Genomic DNA, 17610 nt, shown 5'->3' with positions numbered 1-17610 from the left:
GAGGTCGTGGAGGATCGATTCCTCCCCGCCCGGCTCGCCTCCGGCGAGCTGTCCCTCCCCGTCAAGGGAGGGAGATCAGAAGCCGCTGGCCACCCGGGCGGCCGGCGCGCTCTTCTCCTTGCGGGCGAAGAGGTTGTTGAGCGCGTTCACATAGGCCTTGGCCGAGGCGGTCAGGGTGTCGGTGTCGGCCGCCGAGCCCGTGGCGATCCGGCCGTCCTCTTCGAGGCGGACCGAGACCTGGGCCTGGGCGTCCGTGCCCTCGGTCACCGCGTGCACCTGGAAGAGGCGCAGGATCGCCTCGTGCGGCACCACGGCGTGGATGGCGTTGAACACCGCGTCCACGGGGCCGTCGCCCGTCGCGTTGGCGCTCTTCTCGTCGCCGTCGATGGTGACGGTCAGGAAGGCCTCCTGCGGCCCCTCGGTCCCGGCGATGACGCGCAGATGCTTGACCTGGACCTTGTCGGCGCTGGACGCCAGGGCGTCGTCCACCAGGGCGACGATGTCGTCGTCGAAGACGTGCTTCTTCTTGTCGGCCAGGTCCTTGAAGCGCTGGAACGCCTCGTTCAGCGCGTTCTGGCCCAGCTCGTAGCCCAGGTCCTTCAGCTTCTCGCGGAAGGCGTGGCGGCCCGAGTGCTTGCCCATGACCAGGTTCGACTCGATCTGGCCGACGTCCTCGGGCCTCATGATCTCGTAGGTCTCGGCGTTCTTCAGCATCCCGTCCTGGTGGATGCCGCTCTCGTGGGCGAAGGCGTTCTTGCCCACGATCGCCTTGTTGAACTGCACCGGGAAGCCGGTGATGGCCGAAACGTAGCGGCTGGCGCGGGTGATGTGCTGGCTCTCGATCCCCGTGGCGTAGGGCAGCCGGTCGCCGCGCACCTTCAGCGCCATGACGATCTCCTCCAGCGCCGCATTGCCCGCGCGCTCGCCGATGCCGTTGACGGCGCACTCGATCTGGCGCGCGCCGCCCTGGACGCCGGCGATGGAGTTGGCGACCGCGAGGCCCAGGTCGTTGTGGCAGTGGGTGGAGAAGATCACCCGGTCCGCGCCCGGCACGTTCTCGATCACGTCGCGGAACAGGTCGGCGTACTCGCTGGGGTAGGTGTAGCCTACCGTGTCGGGCAGGTTGATCGTGGTGGCGCCGGCCCTGATGGCCGCTTCCACGCAGCGCAGCAGGAAATCGCGCTCGGTGCGGGTGGCGTCCTCGGCCGACCATTCCACGTCGTCGGTCAGGTTCCGGGCGTGGCCGACCGACTTGGTCACCAGCTCCAGGACCTGCTCGGGCTCCATCTGCAGCTTCCACTTCATGTGGACCGGGCTGGTGGACAGGAAGGTGTGGATGCGGCCGCGTTTCGCGGGCCGGATCGCCTCGGCGCAGCGCTCGATGTCAGCGGCGCCGGCGCGGGCCAGGCCGCAGACCACGCTCTCGGTCACGATCTGGGAGATGGCGCGGACGGCCTCGAAGTCTCCGTTCGAGGCGATCGGGAAGCCGGCCTCGATCACGTCGACCTTCATGTCCTCGAGGATCTTCGCCAGCTCCAGCTTTTCCTCGTGGCTCATGGAGGCGCCGGGCGACTGCTCGCCGTCGCGCATGGTGGTGTCGAAGATGATGACGCGGTCGCGTCCGGCCTGCGGATTGGCGGCGGACTCGGCCGGAACGGCGTCGTTTGCGGTCTGGGTCATTGTCTCTAGGTCTCTTCGCGGGATTTCAGTCTGCGGGCGGAGGCAGATCCCCTGAACGCCCGGCCGCGAACGTGCGCGTGCCTAGAGAGGCGCCCAGGGGCGGCTAAGCCCCAGCGAGAGAAGAAGCAGGCTGTCGAGCCGCGTGCGCATGGCGCTGCATCTACCGAAAGCCCCGCCGGAGGGCAAGCATCTTGCGCGGCACGTGACGAAGGGGCGCGGTTTGGGCAGAACATTGCGCGATCACGCGATCAACCGTCTCCTCGCCGCCGCAGCCACGACCGCGCGAACCAACCCAGGGCCAGCCAGAGCGCCACCACGGCGGCGATGACCAGCGCGTTGCGGCCGACATCGCCGCGCATGAGCTGGACGATGGAGGCGCCGGCGAAGGCGGTGAGCACGATCTTCGGCACGATCCCCAGCCCGGTCCCGGCCACGAAGTGCAGGGTGCGCATCGGCGTCACGCCGGCCGCCATGTTGACCACGATGAAGGGCGCCGAGGGCACGAGGCGCACGATCAGGCTGGCCAGGAAGCCGTTCTCTCCTACCAGCCGCATGAAGCGCCGCACGCCGTCGCCCGAGAACCGCTCCAGCGTCTTCGCCCCCGCCGCCCGGCCCAGCCAGAAGCCCACCAGGGCCGACACCATCGTGCCGATCCAGCTGTAGGCCGCGCCCGCCACCGGCCCGAACGCCACCACGGCGGCGGCGATCAGCACGATCTGGGGCGTGCCGATGAAGGCGAGAGCGGCGAAAGCGCCCACCGCCGCCGGGAGCGCCCAGGGCCCCCGCGCCGCGGTCAGCCAGTGCTCCAGCGTCCGCTCGCCGTCGAGGCCGACCAGCGGCGCGCCGAACAGGAAGACGACGCCCACGCCACCGAACAGGACGAAGGACACGAGAAGGGTCCGCCACGCCCTGGCGTCCATGTCCGAGAGGAAGGCCAGCAGTCGGCGCATCGCCGATGGGGTCGCGTGTTCGCCGCTCCGGGTCAACCCGCGCCGACCCCGGGCTCTCCCTTATAAGGTTCTTACAGTTGTCCTCACCGCCCCGCGCCGCATCCTTGCCGGCGTGACATGGACTGGGGACTGAACCTTGAAGAACACGCTCTTCGGGGCGCTGCTGGACGCCGAGGGCACGGCGTCCGGTCTGCTCGCTCCCGCCGAGGCCCTCGCCGCAACGGCGCCGGGGGTCCGGACAACGCGCGACGGAATCCCGATCGAGCAGATCCTGCGGGATCGCCCGGACGTCTTCCGCGCCTTCGACACCTTCCACGGCGGCGGAAACGACCTCCACTCCAGCGCCTGGATCCAGCGCGTGGGCGGGACGACGGTCGAGGACTACGCCAACTACTGGTACGAGCAGTACGGACGCTGGGAAGGCTATGGCCAGGGCGGAAGCGGCGGGGCCGCCGCCCCGCTGGAGGACGGCGGGTTCGTCCTGCCGCCGGGCATCCTGGAGACAGGCCGCACCACCGTCGAAGGCTATCTGCTCAGCCAGATCCTCACCGAAAGGCCGGATGTCTTCCGCGCGTTCTTCACCGAGTTCCACGGCCCGAACAACGACCGCAACTCCTCCGCCTGGGTCGACCGGGTGGGCGGGACGACGGTCGAGGACTACGCCAACTACTGGTGGGAGACCCACGGCCGCTCAAGCGGCTGGACCCCCGGCCAGGGCGGCCAGGACGGCGGCGGCGGCGCCCCGCCGGACGCCGAGGGCGAGCCGGAAGATCCCCTGCCGAGCGAGGAGCCTCTCGTCTTCGAGTTCACCGAAGCGGGGATCGTCATGCGTCCCGCCCGGCCGGACGACATCATCGAGGGGGGCATCGTGGTGGGCCGGCGGCCGGGCGACGACAGCGGAGGACAGGCGACGGGCGGCTTCGACCTGTGGGCCGGCATGGCCCGCCCGTTGATCTACGAGCCGAAGTCGGACGGCGGGTTCGACCTGCGGCCCGCGGCGCCGAACGAGATCGTCGAGGACGGCGTCGTCGTCGGCTACGCATTCTTCACGCCCGATCCGTTCGGCTGACGAAGCGATCGCGCGGGTGGCGGCGCCGGATGATCGCGCCGCCACCATCGCGGCGGGCGCGGGCCTCCGGACCACGGCCTGCGAACCGGTCCTGAAGAGCGGCTCCCGGCGGGTAGGAATGCGGCGCGGCTTGAGCTACACGGGCGCCGTCCTTTCCAACCCTGATCGGGAGCCAAATCCGCCATGTCCCTGGAATCCGCCGCACTGGCCCGCGTGAAGCCGTCCGCCACCCTGGCGGCGGACGCGAAAGCCCGCGAGCTCCGGGCCCAGGGGAAAGACGTGATCGGCCTGGCCGCCGGCGAGCCCGACTTCGACACGCCCGACAACATCAAGGAAGCGGCCATCAAGGCCATCCGCGACGGCAAGACGAAGTACACCAACGTGGACGGCATTCCCGAGCTGAAGGAAGCGATCTGCGCCAAGTTCGCGCGTGAGAACGGCCTCGCCTACAAGCCCAGCCAGGTGAACGTGTCGCCCGGCGGCAAGCCGGTGATCTGGAACGCCCTGCTCGCCACGCTGAACCCCGGCGACGAGGTGATCGTGCCCACGCCCTACTGGGTCAGCTACTGGGACATCGTCCTGCTGGCGGGCGGCGCGCCGGTCGCGGTCGCCACCTCGGCCGACACTGGCTTCAAGGTCCGCCCCGCCGACCTGGAACGGGCGATCACGCCCAAGACGAAGTGGATCATCCTGAACTCGCCGTCCAACCCGTCGGGCGCGGCCTATACGCGCGCGGAACTGCGGGCGCTGGCCGACGTGCTGCTGAAGCATCCGCACGTCTGGATCCTGACCGACGACATGTACGAGCACCTGGTGTTCGGCGACTTCGAGTTCACCACCATCGCCCAGGTGGAGCCGGCGCTCTACGACCGCACCCTGACGATGAACGGCGTCTCCAAGGCCTACGCCATGACCGGCTGGCGGATCGGCTATGCGGCCGGCCCCGAGCCGCTCATCAAGGCGATGGCCAAGGTGATGAGCCAGACCACCTCCAACCCCTCGTCCATCTCGCAGTGGGCCGCGGTCGAGGCGCTGAACGGCCCGCAGGACTTCATCAAGCCGAACGCCAGGCTGTTCGAGCAGCGCCGCGACCTGGTGGTCTCGATGCTCAACCAGGCGAACGGCATCCATTGCCCGACGCCCGAAGGGGCGTTCTACGTCTATCCGTCGTGCCAGGATCTGATCGGCCGGACCGCGCCGTCCGGCAAGGTCATCGGCTCGGACGCGGACTTCGCCGTGGAACTGCTGGAGGCCGAAGGCGTGGCGGTGGTGTTCGGCGCGGCCTTCGGCCTCTCGCCCCACTTCCGCATCAGCTACGCGACATCCAACGCGGCGCTGGAAGAAGCGTGCCAACGCATCCAGCGTTTCTGCGCCAACGTGAAATAGGCCAACGTGAAGTAGAACGTGCGGCGGCGCGGCCCGGCCGCGCCGCCCAAGCCCCAGGACTTCTCGCGCCCCAGGACTTCTCGAGCGTCAGTGCTTCTCGCGCCAGGCGGCCTTGGCCGCGTCCTTGGTCAGGTTGAGGCAGACCTTGTCTTCGCGCACCGTCTCGACCCAGGTCAGCGGGATCAGATGGTGCTTGAGGCCCGCGCCGAGGTCCAGCTTGGCCAGTTCGATGTCGCCGCCCTGCACATGGTCCACCCGGCCGACGTGGCCGCCGTCCGAACCGATCACTTCCATATGCTCGCGGATCTGGGACGCTTCGATCATGATCGTCTCCTCGTCTTCGGTTAAGGGGACGAGGTAACGGATCGCCAGCGCCGGGGTTTCAATGGCCGAGCTGATCAATCTCAACAAGGCGCGCAAGGCCCGCGGGAAATCCGCCGCGCGGGCGCAGGCGGCCGAGAACCGCGTGAAGTTCGGCCGCGCCAGAAGTGAAACGACGGCGACGAAGCTCGAAACCGAGCGCGCACGCCGCGACCTCGACGGCAAGAAACGCGAGGAGTGAGCGCTCTCCCGCGACGGGGCGGCTACGCCGCCTTCGGCAGGGCGCCGTTGCGAAGCTCCTCGGGGATCGAGTCGTAGATGGTGGGCGGGGTGATCCCCAGGCGCCGGCGGGCCGACTCCAGCGGCTCCGCCATCAGGCGCTCGTAGTCTTCGCCCAGCAGCCACTTCGCCGCCTTGCCGCGCCGGTAGCCCTGCCAGATCGCCTTCACATAGGGCTGCGAACGGTCCTTGCGGGCCCGCGACGCCGCGCCCACCGCGATCAGCGCCCACCCCAGGCCTTTGGTCTGGGCGTAGGAGAAGGCCACCAGCGAGGCCTCGCCCAGCGCGTCGCGGCCGTAGCCCGACAGGATGTGCCAGATGTCGTGGACATCTCGGGTGCGGCGGCCGAACCAGGCGTAGGGATGGGCGTTGTCCACGTCCTCGATCCCCTCGCGGCTCACATCGGCCAGGCCGTCGGCCGAGAGTTGTTCGGACCGGATGAACTCCCGATAGGCGGCGCCGACGCTGCCCTCTGGCAGGCTGTCGAGCCAGGCGTCGTCCATCAGCCGGCGCGCGAACTCCTCGCGCGCGTAGGCGATCCGGCCGCCCTCCGCGGTCGACAGGAGGCGCAGATAGCCCCGGGCGGTCGACTGTCCGTTCAGCGCCCGCATGATCTCGAACACCTGCCGCGTGTCCTCCTTGTCGGAGAGCAGCTTCTGCAGGGCCCGGAGCGCGTGGCCCCAGTCCATCTTCGTGGAAACGGGGCGCGGCGCAGGCGCGCGGAACTCAGCGACGTCGGCGGTCATGGCCATAGGGGGAGGACCTCTGGACTAAGCGGCGTTCCCAAAAAGATGACGCGTGCGTCATCTTTTTGCAAGGGGTTTTCCATCCTGTCACGGAAGCCGTAGACATCCCGCGCATGGCGACCCTTCGCAAACGCTCGCTCCTGCTCTCGGGCCATGCGACCTCCATCGCGCTGGAACCCGAGTTCTGGGCGGTGCTGGACCGCATGGCCGAAGCCCGCGGCTCGAGTCTGGCCGCCCTGGTCGTCGCCATCGACCGGGCCCGGGGCGAGCGTCCCCTCGCCTCGGCCTGCCGCGTGGCGGCCCTGGCGTTCGTGCAGGAGAACGGCGCCGACAAGCCCTGACGGCTTGCGTCACCCCATTCCGCTCTCCGCAAACCGCTCCAACGCAGCGGCGTCGCCGATCGCCAGGGGCGCGATCCAGGCGCCCGGCTCCATCTCTCCCGCCGAGAAGCCGTCGAAGGCGGTCCAGGCGTCTCCGCGACGCTCCAGCGCATGCAGGCCGCCGGCCAGCACCAGGGCCGTCCCGCCCGCCACATCCCAGATGTTGGGCCGCTCGAACCAGGCCATCTGAAGCAGGCCCGCGGCCACGAAGGCGCACTCGATCGCCGCCGAGCCGGTCTTGCGGCCGTCCCAGCTCGGGGCCGCCTGCGCCGAGGTTCCCACGGAGCCCCCTGGGGAGGCCCCTGGGGAGGCCCGCGGCTCGCCGCCCAATCGCCGCCGGATCGCGGGATTGGGCCGGACATCGAGCGGCGCGCCGTTGAACCGCACCCCGCCCTCGCCCGCCGTCGCCCCGTGATAGACGCCGGGTTCCAGCGCATGGCTCGCGCTGCACCACACCGCGCCCGCCACCGGCCAGCCGCGGTACAGCACGCCCACCGACGAGGCGAACAGCGGGAAGCCGTTGATGAAGTTCGCCGTCCCGTCGATCGGGTCGACCGCCCAGAGGAAGTCGTGGCCCAGGCCCGGCCGATGGTCGATCTCCTCGCCGACGATGTCGTGCTGTGGAAACCGTTCGGCCAGGCGGTCGCGGATCAGGGCCTCCACGCGCGCGTCCACTTCCGAGACGGGATCGCGGAAATGCGTCGGGTCGTCCTCCACCCCCTTGTACTTGACGCGCAGAAGACCACCCAGCGCCGCCCGGATCTCGGCGCCGCCCAGTTGGGCCAGTTCCACCGCCACGCCCTCGATCTCGCGCAGCAGGGGCTCGTCCGGGAAGGGTGGCCTGGCCGTCATGGCCGCCGCCCCGGCTTCAGGACCTTCACCCACGAGGAGCGGAGCCGGATCTCCACCTCGCCCGCGAGGCTGTCGTCGGGCGAGCGATCGTCCAGGCGGAAGGGCCGGTCATGGATCGTCAGCCGCGCCGCCCGCGTCGTCCGCGCGCCCAGGGGCGGGTGCGCGTTGTCAGGCTGCTCGGCCCAGGACAGCAGCGCATCGCGATCGTCCGGGGTCACGATCACCACGTCCAGCAGGCCGTCCCCGGGCGACCCGTTGCCGGCCAGCCCGAGCCGCGAGCCGACGACCGGGATGTTCATCACCTCGACCATCAGGCACGGCCCCGCCCACGACCATCCCTCCGCCTCGATCGCGCAGGGAAAGGGCTCCGCCCGGCGCAGGGCGGCGCAGAAGGCGGCGCGCCCGTTGGCCTGCTTCTCGACGGCGGTCCTGGGCTCTTCCTCGGCGTTCTCCGCCGCCTCCGTCAGGACACCCGATCCCACCGCCTCCACGAACGGCCGCCGCCCCCACGGGCCGACCGCCTCACCGCGGTCCAGACGGGTCCAGGCGTCCAGAGACCACCGCGCCGGAAGGCCGCGCCAGTCGGCGTCCACGCCCAGGGCATGGGCGATGTTGTTCGAACCGCCCAGCGGCAGGATGCCCACGGGAATCTCCACGTCCTCCAGCCCCGAGACCACGTCGGCCACCGTGCCGTCGCCGCCAGCCGCCACCACGAGGTCGAAACCCCGGGCCAGGGCCGCGCCCAGATCCTCGTCGCGATGCGAGCAGTAGGCGACATCGAACCCCGCGCTTTCGAGCGCCGCTTCCAGAGCCTCGCGCGGAACGGGCCGCGTTCCCGAACGGGCGTTGTGTACGAGGAGCGCGCGCATCGGCCTCTCAGGGGAAAACAGACGACGTCGATCCTAAAGCGCGGAAGGCCCGCCCCGTTCCCGCACCGACCCCACCCGAGCCGGAGAGGCGCGCCCCGCCCGCCTCCAGGTCCCGGCAATTCATACGCGTGCGCATCTTTCATACGCGTATGACTTCGCCCATATATCCGCCACGGTTTCCAACCTAGACAGAGGCCCATGCGCAACCACCTCCGCACCTTCACCCTGCTGGCCGTCATGACCGCCCTGTTCGTGGGCGTGGGCTATGCCGTGGGCGGGCCCACCGGCATGCTGATCGCGCTGGTCTTCGCCGGCGGGATGAACCTGATCAGCTACTGGAACGCCGACAAGATCGTCCTCAGGATGTACCGCGCCACCGAGGTCGACGCCGCGCATCCCGAGCCGCTGATCCGCAACTATGTGAACGACGTGCTGGAGCTGGCCGCCCGCGCGAACATGCCGGCGCCGAAGATCTATGTGATCGACCAGGACCAGCCCAACGCCTTCGCCACCGGCCGCGACCCGCAGCACGCCGCCGTCGCCGCCACGCGCGGCCTGCTGGGCCTGCTGGACCGGCGCGAGATCCGCGGCGTGATGGCCCACGAGCTGGCGCACGTGAAGAACCGCGACACCCTGACCATGACGATCACCGCCACCATCGCCGGCGCCGTGGGCGCGCTCGCCAACTTCGCGTTCTTCTTCGGCGGGCGCGACGCCGAGGGACGTCCCGCCAACATGATCGCCGGCCTGGCCATGATGATCATCGCCCCGATGGCCGCAGGACTGGTGCAGATGGCGATCAGCCGCTCGCGCGAGTACGAGGCCGACCGCGAGGGCGCCGAGATCAGCGGCGATCCCCAGGCCCTGGCCTCGGCCCTCCAGAAGATCGAGGCCTACGCCAAGGGCGGCTACCACAACCCCGACGCCGAGCGGAATCCGGCCACGGCGCACATGTTCATCATCAACCCGCTGGCAGGCGGCGGCGCCGACAACCTGTTCTCGACGCACCCGGCCACCCAGAACCGCGTGCGCGCCCTGATGGAGATGGCCGGACGGCCCGTGACGGACCCGCGGCGGCCGGGGGGCGGCGCTCCGCAGGTCCGCACGGGCCGCGATTCGGGCCGCGGCACGGCTGTGCCGGTCACCGGCGCGCGACGCCCCGGCCCCTGGTCGTGAGGCCTACTTCAGCGTCGCGAGCGGCCGCGCCTTTTCGGACCCGCCGATGAGGGCGCGCGCCTCGGCCACCGCCTTGGCCGTCTCGGTCTTGCCCTCGGCGATCTCGTCGGCGAGCCCCATCAGCTTGGGGCCCGTCACCGAGCCGGCGTTCGCCTCCTCGGTCACACGCACGCCGCCGTCCTTGGCGATCGCCTGGTCCCAGGCGCGGCGCACCTCGGCCCAATAGTCCTTCGTCCTGGCCCAGTAGGTGTCGGCCGCAGCCACGGGATATTCGCTGAACCGGTTGTAGGTGTTGGTCACCACCTCGTGGACGTATGTGACCGGCTTGCCTTCGCGCACGCCGACCTTGGCGTTGTCCTGCTCGTGCACCCAGCCCTTGGGCGTCAGCGCGTGGCGGTTCACGCCGACGTACCAGGTGTAGGCGGGATGGCGCACGGCGTCGCGACGCGCCAGCGGCCGCAGGGTCTGGCCGCTCTGCCACTTGGCCACGCCGTGGTCGTAGGTCCAGCGGCCCACGCCGCCGTAGCGGGGCGAGTCGTCGGTCTGCCACACGGTCTGCGACCACGCGCCCTTGCGCTCGGCCGCCGGCACCGGCTTCAGCGTCCAGCGGCCCGAGCTTTCATAGACCACCACCTTGGCCGGCTGCCACGTCCAGTCCTGGCGCCAGTGCTTCACGATCACCGGCTTCTCGTCCTCGTCCTCGACCACCAGCAGGTGCTGGAGGCTGATGAAGTCGCCGCGGTCCTCGATCACGCGCACCGACTCGTGGCCGCCGCTGCGCTTGGGATCGAGCGGCGTGTAGTCGTCCACGAAGGGCGTGGTCTCGCGCATGTCGAAGCGCACGCGGTAGTCGCCGGCCATGCCCAGGATCGACTGGCGGTCCTGTTCCGGCGGCTTGCCCGCGGCGTGGGCCGTGGCGGGGGGAAGGACGAAGCTGGCCGCGAAGGCCAGCGAGAAGGAGGCTAGGGCGAGGCAGATGCGGCGGGTGGCGGTCATGTCGTCCATCATCGTCAGAAGTCGTAGGTGAGGGAAAGCGAGACGTTGCGGCCGGGCTGCGTATAGGCGTCGCGCGCCACCGACGTGGAGCTGAGGCCGCGGACGTCGTTCCACCAGGCGTACTTCTCGTCCGAGACGTTGAAGACCCCGCCGCGCAGCGTCAGGCCGTCGGCCACGCGCCAGAAGGCGGTGACGTCGACGACGGTGAAGGCGTTCGGCCGCCAGCATGTCGGCGTGCAGGCCTGGGCCACGCGGCTGGCCGACTTGCGCTCGGAGCGGACCACGGTGATCTCGCCGCCGAACCGCCGGGCCGGATCGCGCCAGCTCACCCCGGCGGTCACCTTGATCGGATCGATGCTGTCCAGCGGCGCCTTGGCCGGCGTGTAGCTGTCGCCCTTGGCGTAGGCCGCGCCGAGGAAGACGCCGACGCCGTGGTCGAGCTGGAACCTGGCGCGGCCCTCGATCCCGCGGATCTTCACCTTGGCCCGGTTCACGAACTGGAAGACGCCGGGGTCGGTGGGGGTGAAGCTGCCGGACACCTGCACCTGCTCGATGAAGTTGCGGTATTCGGCGGAGAAGGCCGTCACCTCGGCGATCCACAGGGGCGTGACCCAGCGCGCGCCGCCCTCGAAGGCCTCGCTGGTCTCGGGCTTCAGGTCCGGGTTCGGCTCGGAGCGGTAGTTCTGGATCGGGTTGGAGAAGGCGTTGTTCACCTGGCTGGGCGACGGCGCCTTGAAGCCCTGGGCGTAGTTGAAGAACAGCCGCACCGGCTCGGCCGGCTCGAACACCACCCCCAGCTTGGGCGAGAGGCGGCCGTCGTCGGACTTGCTGGGCGTGAAGCCCACGAGCAGGGCGTCGGCCTTCGGGTCCAGCTTGTACCAGTCGTAGCGGAGCGCGGGATACAGCGTCAGGCGGCCGTCCAGGAAGGCGATCTCGTCCTGCACGAAGGCGCCGACCAGGGTGTAGTCGGTGTTGGGGAAGGCGCGCTGGGGGAAGGGCTCGCCGACCGGCGGCACGGTCCCGTCGCGCAGGCCCGTCTGGCGCGTGCGCGAGACGTCGGCGCCGAAGATGAGGTGGTGGATCCCGAACCGGCTGTCCGCCTGGGCCGAGGCGCCGTAGACGCGGTTGTCGAAGGTGTTGAGGCGGGTCCGGTCGGCAGAGGTGAAACGGTCCTCGGCCGTGAACTCCACGGTGGTGCTGTCCTGCCAGTAGGCGCCCCAGACCAGCCGCTCGACCGGACCGCCCTCGAAGGTGATCCGCTGGTCCAGCATGACGCGGTCGCGCTCGATGTCGTCGGCGGCGCCCAGGCCGATCACCGATGCCGCCGCGAGCGGGGGCTTGGCGATGCCGGACAGGACGGTGGTCTTGATGTCGCGGTGATAGTGCTCGGCGGTCAGGCGGATACGGTTGTTGTCCGAGGCGTCGAACACCAGCTTGCCCAGGACCGACCGGGTCAGGATGTCCTGCGGGTTGGCGGTGGTGCGGTCGGTGTTGGCCGCGTCGTTCGAGCCGCGCGTCTCCTGTTCGTGACCGGCGCGGTAGGTGTAGGCGATCATGCCCGAGAGCCGGCCCTGGCGGCCCGCGCCCACAAGCGTGCCGCCCACGCTGTCGTCCGACGAGCCGTAGGCCCCGCGCACCCGCCCGCCGAAATCGCGGCCCTTCAGGAAGTCTTCGGGGTCCTTGGTGGTGAAGCTGACCGCGCCGGCGACGCCGTCGGAGCCGTAGAGGGCCGAGGCCGGGCCGCGCAGGATCTCCACCGACTTCATCAGGTCCAGGTCCTGATAGTCGCCGCGGCCGACGGACTGGGCGCCGAAGGTGAAGCCGTCGGGCACCCGCACGCCGTCGAGTTGGATCAGCACCCGGTTGCCCTCAAGGCCCCGGATATTGAAGGCGGCGTTGCCATCGCGGCCCGTGGTCCCCAGCGCGGCGCCAAAGCGCGTGGGGCTGGAGCGGACGGATACGCCAGGCTCGAACTTCACCAGGTCCTTGACGTCGAACGACAGGCGGTCCTCGATCTCGGCGTCGGTGATGACGCTGACGGTGACCGGCAACTCGCTCTGGGGCTTTTCGGTTCGCGAGCCGATGACGGAGACCGGATCGACGGTGACGCCGCCCGCGTCGTCCGCCGCTTCCGCCGCGCCGACGGGGGAGGCGGTCGCCATGACCAGGGCGGAAGCCATGCCGAACAGGGCCAGACGCATCGAGGGGTTCTCCGGAGATTGAATCTCCCGCGCTCTTATTGCGAGTTATTCGCAGAATCAATCTCAACATGACCTGTGGATATTTCGCCCGTGCGACACTTTGGCCTTGACGCAATTTCGCCGGCTTGTGGCATCAATACTATTGCAAGTAGAGCTGAGATCGTCGGTACGCGGAATTTCCTTACCTGGCCGCGAGTCGACACAACCTCCGCGATTAGTACGGGTGCGTGCGGTCGCGGGATCGGCCTGTTCCGATGGAGATCTGTCACCGGTGAGCCCGCGCGCCATGCAGACTTTCCACCACACGCTCGACATCGATGCTCCGGCCACCGAGGTGTGGCGCGTCCTGACCAATCCCGAACTGGTCCGCGAATGGGCCTCGGCCTACGCGGACGGCCTGTCGATCCGAACCTCCTGGCGGGAAGGCGATGCGGTCGCGTGGAAGGAGCCGAACGGGGCCACCCGGGCCGCCGGTCGCGTGGCGGCCTTCGAGCCGGGCCGCCGCCTCAGCTTTGAATACGACGCGGGGCGGGTCGCGCCCGAGGGCCGCTCGTTCTGCGAGACCTTCGAGATCTCGGAAGTCGACCACCGAACCCGCCTGGACTTCATCACCGGGCCGCTGGACGACATCGGGGCCGCCGCGCTGAAACGGCCGGCCGAGGCGGCGATCCGCGAGATCAAGAGCCTGGCCGAGGAATCGGCCCAGATTCGCCGTCTGCGCTGACCCACATCCGGTCGGCGACCGTTCGTCGCAGCATCCGCCTCGCCGGACGGCCCTCCCGACCCCGCCCTAGCCAGAGACCCCGTGGCCTGCCAAATCGAAGGCGCAGCCATACGGAGTCTTCCATGCGTTTCCTGACCGCCGCGGCGGTCGCGGCCCTCTTCGCGACCGCCGCCCTTCCCCCGACGGCCCAGGCGCGGCCCATCCGTTTCTCCGCCGATATCCCGACGTCCGGCGTGCTCGTGGTCCCCGCCGCCGGCGAGGCGGACCTGGCCCTGCGCGCGCCCGATCTGGACGCGGCGACCCGCGCGGCCGTGTCCCGCGGCCTGGCCGCGGCCAGGTTCGACTACAAGGCCGGCTCCAGCCTCAGCTTCCGCAGCCTCGGGGGCTACGACGAGATCGTGGTCCTGGGCGCCGCGCCCGCGGCCGGCCAGCTCACGGCTCTGGAACTGCGCAAGCTCGGGGTCGCTGCGGCCCGGACGACGGCCAAGGCGTCGTCGCCCGCCGCTCTGGCCTCGGCCGGTCTCCCCGCCCCCCACGAAGCCGCCGTGGGCGTCGCGCTGGGCGCCTACGCCTTCGACCTCTACAAGTCGCCCGCCGCCGACAAGCCCAAGGCCCAGCCGCAGCCCTTCGTCATCGCCGGGCCGGAGGCGGCCGCCGCCCAGGCCGCCTGGACCCGGCGCGGCCGCGCCCTGGCCGAGGGCGTGGGCTTCGCCCGCGACCTGATCACCGAGCCGCCGAACGTCCTTTATCCCGAAGCCTTCGCCGAGCGCACGCGCGCGGCCTTCAGGGGCGTCCCGGGCGTGACCGTCGAGGTGCTGGACGTCCCGGCGATGGAGAAGCTGGGCATGGGCGCGATCCTCAGCGTCGGCCAGGGCTCGGTCCGCCCGCCGCGCATGGTGGTCGTGCAATACAGGGGCCCCGGCGCCCCGGCGCAGCCGCTGGTGGTGACCGGCAAGGGCATCACCTTCGATTCCGGCGGCATCTCGATCAAGCCCAACTCGGGCATGTGGAAGATGAAGGGCGACATGGCGGGCGCCGCCGCGGCCGTGGGCGCGGTGCTGTCGCTGGCCAGGTCGAACGCGCCGGTCCACGTGGTGGCGGTCGCCGCCATGGCCGAGAACATGCCGGGGGGCTCGGCCGCCCGGCCGGGCGATGTGGTGCGCGCCCACAACGGCAAGACCCTGGAACGGCTGAACACCGACGCCGAGGGCCGGATCGTGCTGGCCGACGCCACCGCCTACGCCCAGAGCCGCTTCAAGCCGGCGGCGATCGTCAACCTGGCCACCCTGACCGGCGCCGTCGCCACCGCGCTGGGCGACGAGTATGCGGGCCTCTTCAGCCGCCACGACGGCCTGGCCGCCCAGATCGAGGCGGCCGCGAAGACGACGGGCGAGAGCGTGTGGCGCCTGCCGCTGCATCCCAGCTACGCGAAGGACGTCGAATCCCCGATCGCCGACATCCGCGACATCTCGCTGTCGCCCAGCGCGGGCGCGGGCGTCGGCGCGCATGTGATCGGGTTCTTCGCCGATCCGGCGACGCCGTGGGCGCACCTCGACATCGCCTCGGTCGACTGGGCCGACGGCGACAAGCCGCTGGCCCCGAGGGGCGGCCAGGGCTTCGGCGTGATGCTGGTGGACGAGCTGGCCCGCAGCTTCGACGCCGGCCGCGCCGCCGACTGACGGGCGCACGGAGGCCGCCGCCAGGCCGCGGCCTCCGATCCGTTGGCCCTGATCCGTTGGCCCCGATCCGTTGGCCACGGGCCCGGGATCGGGCAAGCTGGCGACTCGATGCCCGACGAACGCAAGAACGACCGCTACGGCCTCCGGCGCGATCCCGCCGGCTGGACCGTCTATGCCATCTGGACGTCCGAACCCGCGATCGTGGGCGGGGTCGCGCAGACCGGCCTCTCCGAGGACGACGCCCGACACCTGGCGGGACTGCTCAACACCCAGTCGCGCCGGGGCGACTCCTCGATGCGGCGAAGCTGAGCCGGCGGCGGCTATTCGCGCCGCAGCACACCTTCGGTGAGCACATTACCCCACATGTTGGTGCGGAACTCCGCCTTCATGGCCGCGGGATCGTAGAGCGGGCTCCCGACCCATTCGATGAAGCTCATGCCTTGCGGCTCGCCTTCGGTGAGGTAGCGGGCGAACACATAGTCCAGCACCCCGGTCTTCCCGTGCCGGATATGGAGATAGCGGAACGAGAGCTGCTCCATCGCCTGCCGGATCGGCTGGCCCTTGCGGAAGTGCATGTAGAAGGCGCTCATGATCCCGGCCCGGTCCGCGCCCGACTTGCAGTGCATCAGCGCCGGATACTCCAGGGTCTCGAACAACGACTTCGCCCCCAGCACGCGCTCACGCGAGGGGACCTCGCGGGAGGTGATGGTGAAGTTCACGAAGTTCAGCCCCAGCCGCTCGCAGGCGTCCTTCTCCAGCGCGTGGAAGCTGGCGTCGAAGCCGCCGCGCAGGTTCACGACGGTGCGGATTCCCCGGTCCTTCCAGGCCGCGATCTGATGCGGCCACGGCTGGTTGGCCCGGACCAGTTCCTCCGAGATCCAGTGCGCGTTGGAAAACCCCAGCCGCAGATAGGCGTGATCGTTCCACAGATAGTCGGCATAGGTCGCCGCGCGCCCGAGCGGGCTCGAGAGATCGAAGCGATCCGGCGGGGAGGCGCTGTCCATGCCGCCTAAGTAGGCGCGCCCGCCGCCGCGGGAAAGGCGGCTCAGCGCCGGCCGGCAATCGTGACGCCCCTCAATCGTGACGCCCCCGTCATCTTCCTTGACTGATCACCGTTCAGATCGCATGGTGCCGGACACAACGATCAAGGGTGAGGAGCAAGCCATGGCCGCCGACGGCAACATCACCAAGGACATCATCTACGACGCCGTCGCGCCCGACGACTTCGAGTCGATGCTGGAGCTCGACCGCTACAACAACCGCTCGACCGCCTTCGACAAGATCATCTCGGCGACCCACGACCACTTCTGGGACCCGCTGGACAAGAAGTACATCGACTTCGACGAGCCGTTCGACATGGAGAACGAGTCGATCCTCCCCGAGGACATGGTCGTCTCGCTGCAGACCAAGTACGTCTCCGACCGCCTGTCCGATCCGAAGGACCGCATCCGGTTCATCAACGGGTTCGCCCTGCGCAGCTTCTCCTCGATCCTGCACGGCGAGCAGGGCGCGCTGAACCTGTCGGCCAGCCTGTGCCACGTCCTGAAGGACCAGGGCGCCCAGGAGTACGCCGCCAACCAGACCCGCGAGGAAGCTCGCCACGTCACGGCTTTCGCCAAGTACATCAAGGCCCGCTGGGGCCGGCCGGTGGAATGCGGCCCGACGCTGAAGACGCTGCTGGTCGAGATCATCGGCAGCCCCGAGGTCTACAAGAAGATCGTCGGCATGCAGATGCTGGTCGAAGGGCTGGCGATGGGCGCCTTCGCCACCTTCTTCAAGGTCAGCAACGATCCGCTGGCGCGCAAGCTGATGCAGCTCGTGATGACCGACGAGGCCTTCCACCACAAGTTCGGGAAGATCTGGGCCGACCGCACCATCCCGCACCTGTCGGAGAAGGAGCACGAGATCATCGAGCTCTGGGCCGCCCAGTGCTTCCAGACCCTGCTGTTCAACCTGGTGGGCCCCTCGCAGCAGCGGAGCCTCTACGAGGAGTTCGGCCTCGACCCCGACATCGTGATCGCCGAACTGGCCGAGATCATCACCGACGACGATCGCCGCGAGGGGATGAAGGAGCAGACCAACATCTTCCGCGTGCTGGTGAAGACGCTGCTGAACGCCGGGATCATCACCGACCGCACGAAGGCCTTCTACGCCATGTACGTCGACCTCGACGAACTGCGGTCCGAAGGCGACAAGATGGTGGGCGACGACATCGCCGAGGAGGGCATCCGCTACCTCCAGGAGATCAACTTCGCCGACAAGGCCAAGCAGATCCTGATCGCCGCCGAATAGGCCGCCGGGC

18 protein-coding genes are annotated in these 17610 nt (G+C 69.8%); 9 read left to right on the top strand and 9 right to left on the bottom strand.

Annotation, left to right across the window (positions count from 1 at the left end; genetic code table 11):
- Positions 1-75 precede the first annotated feature (75 nt).
- Positions 76-1680 (bottom strand): 2-isopropylmalate synthase, encoded by a 1605-nt coding sequence (locus WG212_RS09525; RefSeq protein WP_337186856.1) that lies wholly within the window; start codon positions 1678-1680, stop codon positions 76-78.
- 248 nt (positions 1681-1928) lie between these two features.
- Positions 1929-2630, bottom strand: a complete 702-nt coding sequence (locus WG212_RS09520) for a TVP38/TMEM64 family protein (protein ID WP_337186855.1) — start codon at positions 2628-2630, stop codon at positions 1929-1931.
- 136 nt (positions 2631-2766) lie between these two features.
- Between WG212_RS09520 and WG212_RS09515 the strand changes: the two genes are divergently transcribed.
- Positions 2767-3699 (top strand): hypothetical protein, encoded by a 933-nt coding sequence (locus tag WG212_RS09515; protein WP_337186854.1) that lies wholly within the window; start codon positions 2767-2769, stop codon positions 3697-3699.
- A 183-nt stretch (positions 3700-3882) separates the two neighbouring features.
- Entirely contained in the window at positions 3883-5085 is a 1203-nt protein-coding gene (locus tag WG212_RS09510) for a pyridoxal phosphate-dependent aminotransferase (protein ID WP_337186853.1), read from the top strand.
- Positions 5086-5172: 87 nt separating this feature from the next.
- On the opposite strand, the gene WG212_RS09505 is transcribed toward WG212_RS09510, so the two are convergent.
- Positions 5173-5409: a DUF2171 domain-containing protein gene (locus WG212_RS09505; protein WP_337186852.1), complete on the bottom strand. Its 237-nt coding sequence runs from the start codon at positions 5407-5409 to the stop codon at positions 5173-5175.
- A 61-nt stretch (positions 5410-5470) separates the two neighbouring features.
- Between WG212_RS09505 and WG212_RS09500 the strand changes: the two genes are divergently transcribed.
- Positions 5471-5647 carry a DUF4169 family protein gene (locus WG212_RS09500; protein WP_337186851.1) on the top strand — a complete coding sequence of 59 codons (177 nt, stop codon included), beginning with the start codon at positions 5471-5473 and terminating at the stop codon, positions 5645-5647.
- A 22-nt stretch (positions 5648-5669) separates the two neighbouring features.
- Here WG212_RS09500 and WG212_RS09495 read toward each other — a convergent pair whose 3' ends face one another.
- Positions 5670-6437 (bottom strand): Coq4 family protein, encoded by a 768-nt coding sequence (locus tag WG212_RS09495; protein WP_337186850.1) that lies wholly within the window; start codon positions 6435-6437, stop codon positions 5670-5672.
- Between the two features lie 107 nt (positions 6438-6544).
- Between WG212_RS09495 and WG212_RS09490 the strand changes: the two genes are divergently transcribed.
- On the top strand, positions 6545-6772 hold the full coding sequence (locus tag WG212_RS09490) for a ribbon-helix-helix domain-containing protein (protein ID WP_337186849.1): 228 nt from the start codon (positions 6545-6547) through the stop codon (positions 6770-6772).
- Positions 6773-6781: 9 nt separating this feature from the next.
- On the opposite strand, the gene WG212_RS09485 is transcribed toward WG212_RS09490, so the two are convergent.
- Positions 6782-7663 (bottom strand): inositol monophosphatase, encoded by an 882-nt coding sequence (locus WG212_RS09485; protein ID WP_337186848.1) that lies wholly within the window; start codon positions 7661-7663, stop codon positions 6782-6784.
- On the bottom strand, positions 7660-8532 hold the full coding sequence (locus WG212_RS09480) for a diacylglycerol kinase family protein (RefSeq protein ID WP_337186847.1): 873 nt from the start codon (positions 8530-8532) through the stop codon (positions 7660-7662). Before WG212_RS09480 ends, WG212_RS09485 begins: the two co-directional genes overlap by 4 nt.
- A gap of 198 nt (positions 8533-8730) precedes the next feature.
- Between WG212_RS09480 and htpX the strand changes: the two genes are divergently transcribed.
- Positions 8731-9708, top strand: a complete 978-nt coding sequence (htpX, locus tag WG212_RS09475) for a zinc metalloprotease HtpX (RefSeq protein WP_337186846.1) — start codon at positions 8731-8733, stop codon at positions 9706-9708.
- Positions 9709-9711: 3 nt separating this feature from the next.
- Here the strand turns inward: htpX and WG212_RS09470 are convergent, their stop codons facing one another.
- Complete coding sequence (locus WG212_RS09470; protein ID WP_337186845.1) at positions 9712-10704, bottom strand: DUF6607 family protein; 993 nt, start codon at positions 10702-10704, stop codon at positions 9712-9714.
- A 14-nt stretch (positions 10705-10718) separates the two neighbouring features.
- Positions 10719-12905 carry a TonB-dependent hemoglobin/transferrin/lactoferrin family receptor gene (locus WG212_RS09465; RefSeq protein ID WP_337186844.1) on the bottom strand — a complete coding sequence of 729 codons (2187 nt, stop codon included), beginning with the start codon at positions 12903-12905 and terminating at the stop codon, positions 10719-10721.
- A gap of 271 nt (positions 12906-13176) precedes the next feature.
- Here WG212_RS09465 and WG212_RS09460 point away from each other — a divergent pair, with 271 nt between their 5' ends.
- From WG212_RS09460 to WG212_RS09450, 3 genes are all read left to right on the top strand, one after another.
- The gene (locus WG212_RS09460) at positions 13177-13629 is read left to right on the top strand and encodes an SRPBCC domain-containing protein (RefSeq protein ID WP_337186843.1); all 453 of its coding nucleotides are present in this window, start codon (positions 13177-13179) and stop codon (positions 13627-13629) included.
- A gap of 122 nt (positions 13630-13751) precedes the next feature.
- Positions 13752-15308: a leucyl aminopeptidase gene (locus WG212_RS09455; protein ID WP_337186842.1), complete on the top strand. Its 1557-nt coding sequence runs from the start codon at positions 13752-13754 to the stop codon at positions 15306-15308.
- Positions 15309-15416: 108 nt separating this feature from the next.
- The gene (locus WG212_RS09450) at positions 15417-15617 is read left to right on the top strand and encodes a hypothetical protein (protein ID WP_337186841.1); all 201 of its coding nucleotides are present in this window, start codon (positions 15417-15419) and stop codon (positions 15615-15617) included.
- A gap of 11 nt (positions 15618-15628) precedes the next feature.
- Here WG212_RS09450 and WG212_RS09445 read toward each other — a convergent pair whose 3' ends face one another.
- Positions 15629-16312: a sulfur transferase domain-containing protein gene (locus tag WG212_RS09445; protein WP_337186840.1), complete on the bottom strand. Its 684-nt coding sequence runs from the start codon at positions 16310-16312 to the stop codon at positions 15629-15631.
- 160 nt (positions 16313-16472) lie between these two features.
- Here WG212_RS09445 and WG212_RS09440 point away from each other — a divergent pair, with 160 nt between their 5' ends.
- Positions 16473-17600 (top strand): ferritin-like domain-containing protein, encoded by a 1128-nt coding sequence (locus WG212_RS09440; protein ID WP_337186839.1) that lies wholly within the window; start codon positions 16473-16475, stop codon positions 17598-17600.
- Positions 17601-17610: the final 10 nt, after the last annotated feature.

The sequence above is a fragment of the Phenylobacterium sp. genome (assembly GCF_037189685.1).
Classification (GTDB): domain Bacteria; phylum Pseudomonadota; class Alphaproteobacteria; order Caulobacterales; family Caulobacteraceae; genus Phenylobacterium.
Note: the sequence above shows the minus strand (reverse complement) of the source record. Positions and strands in the feature narration are given on the sequence as shown.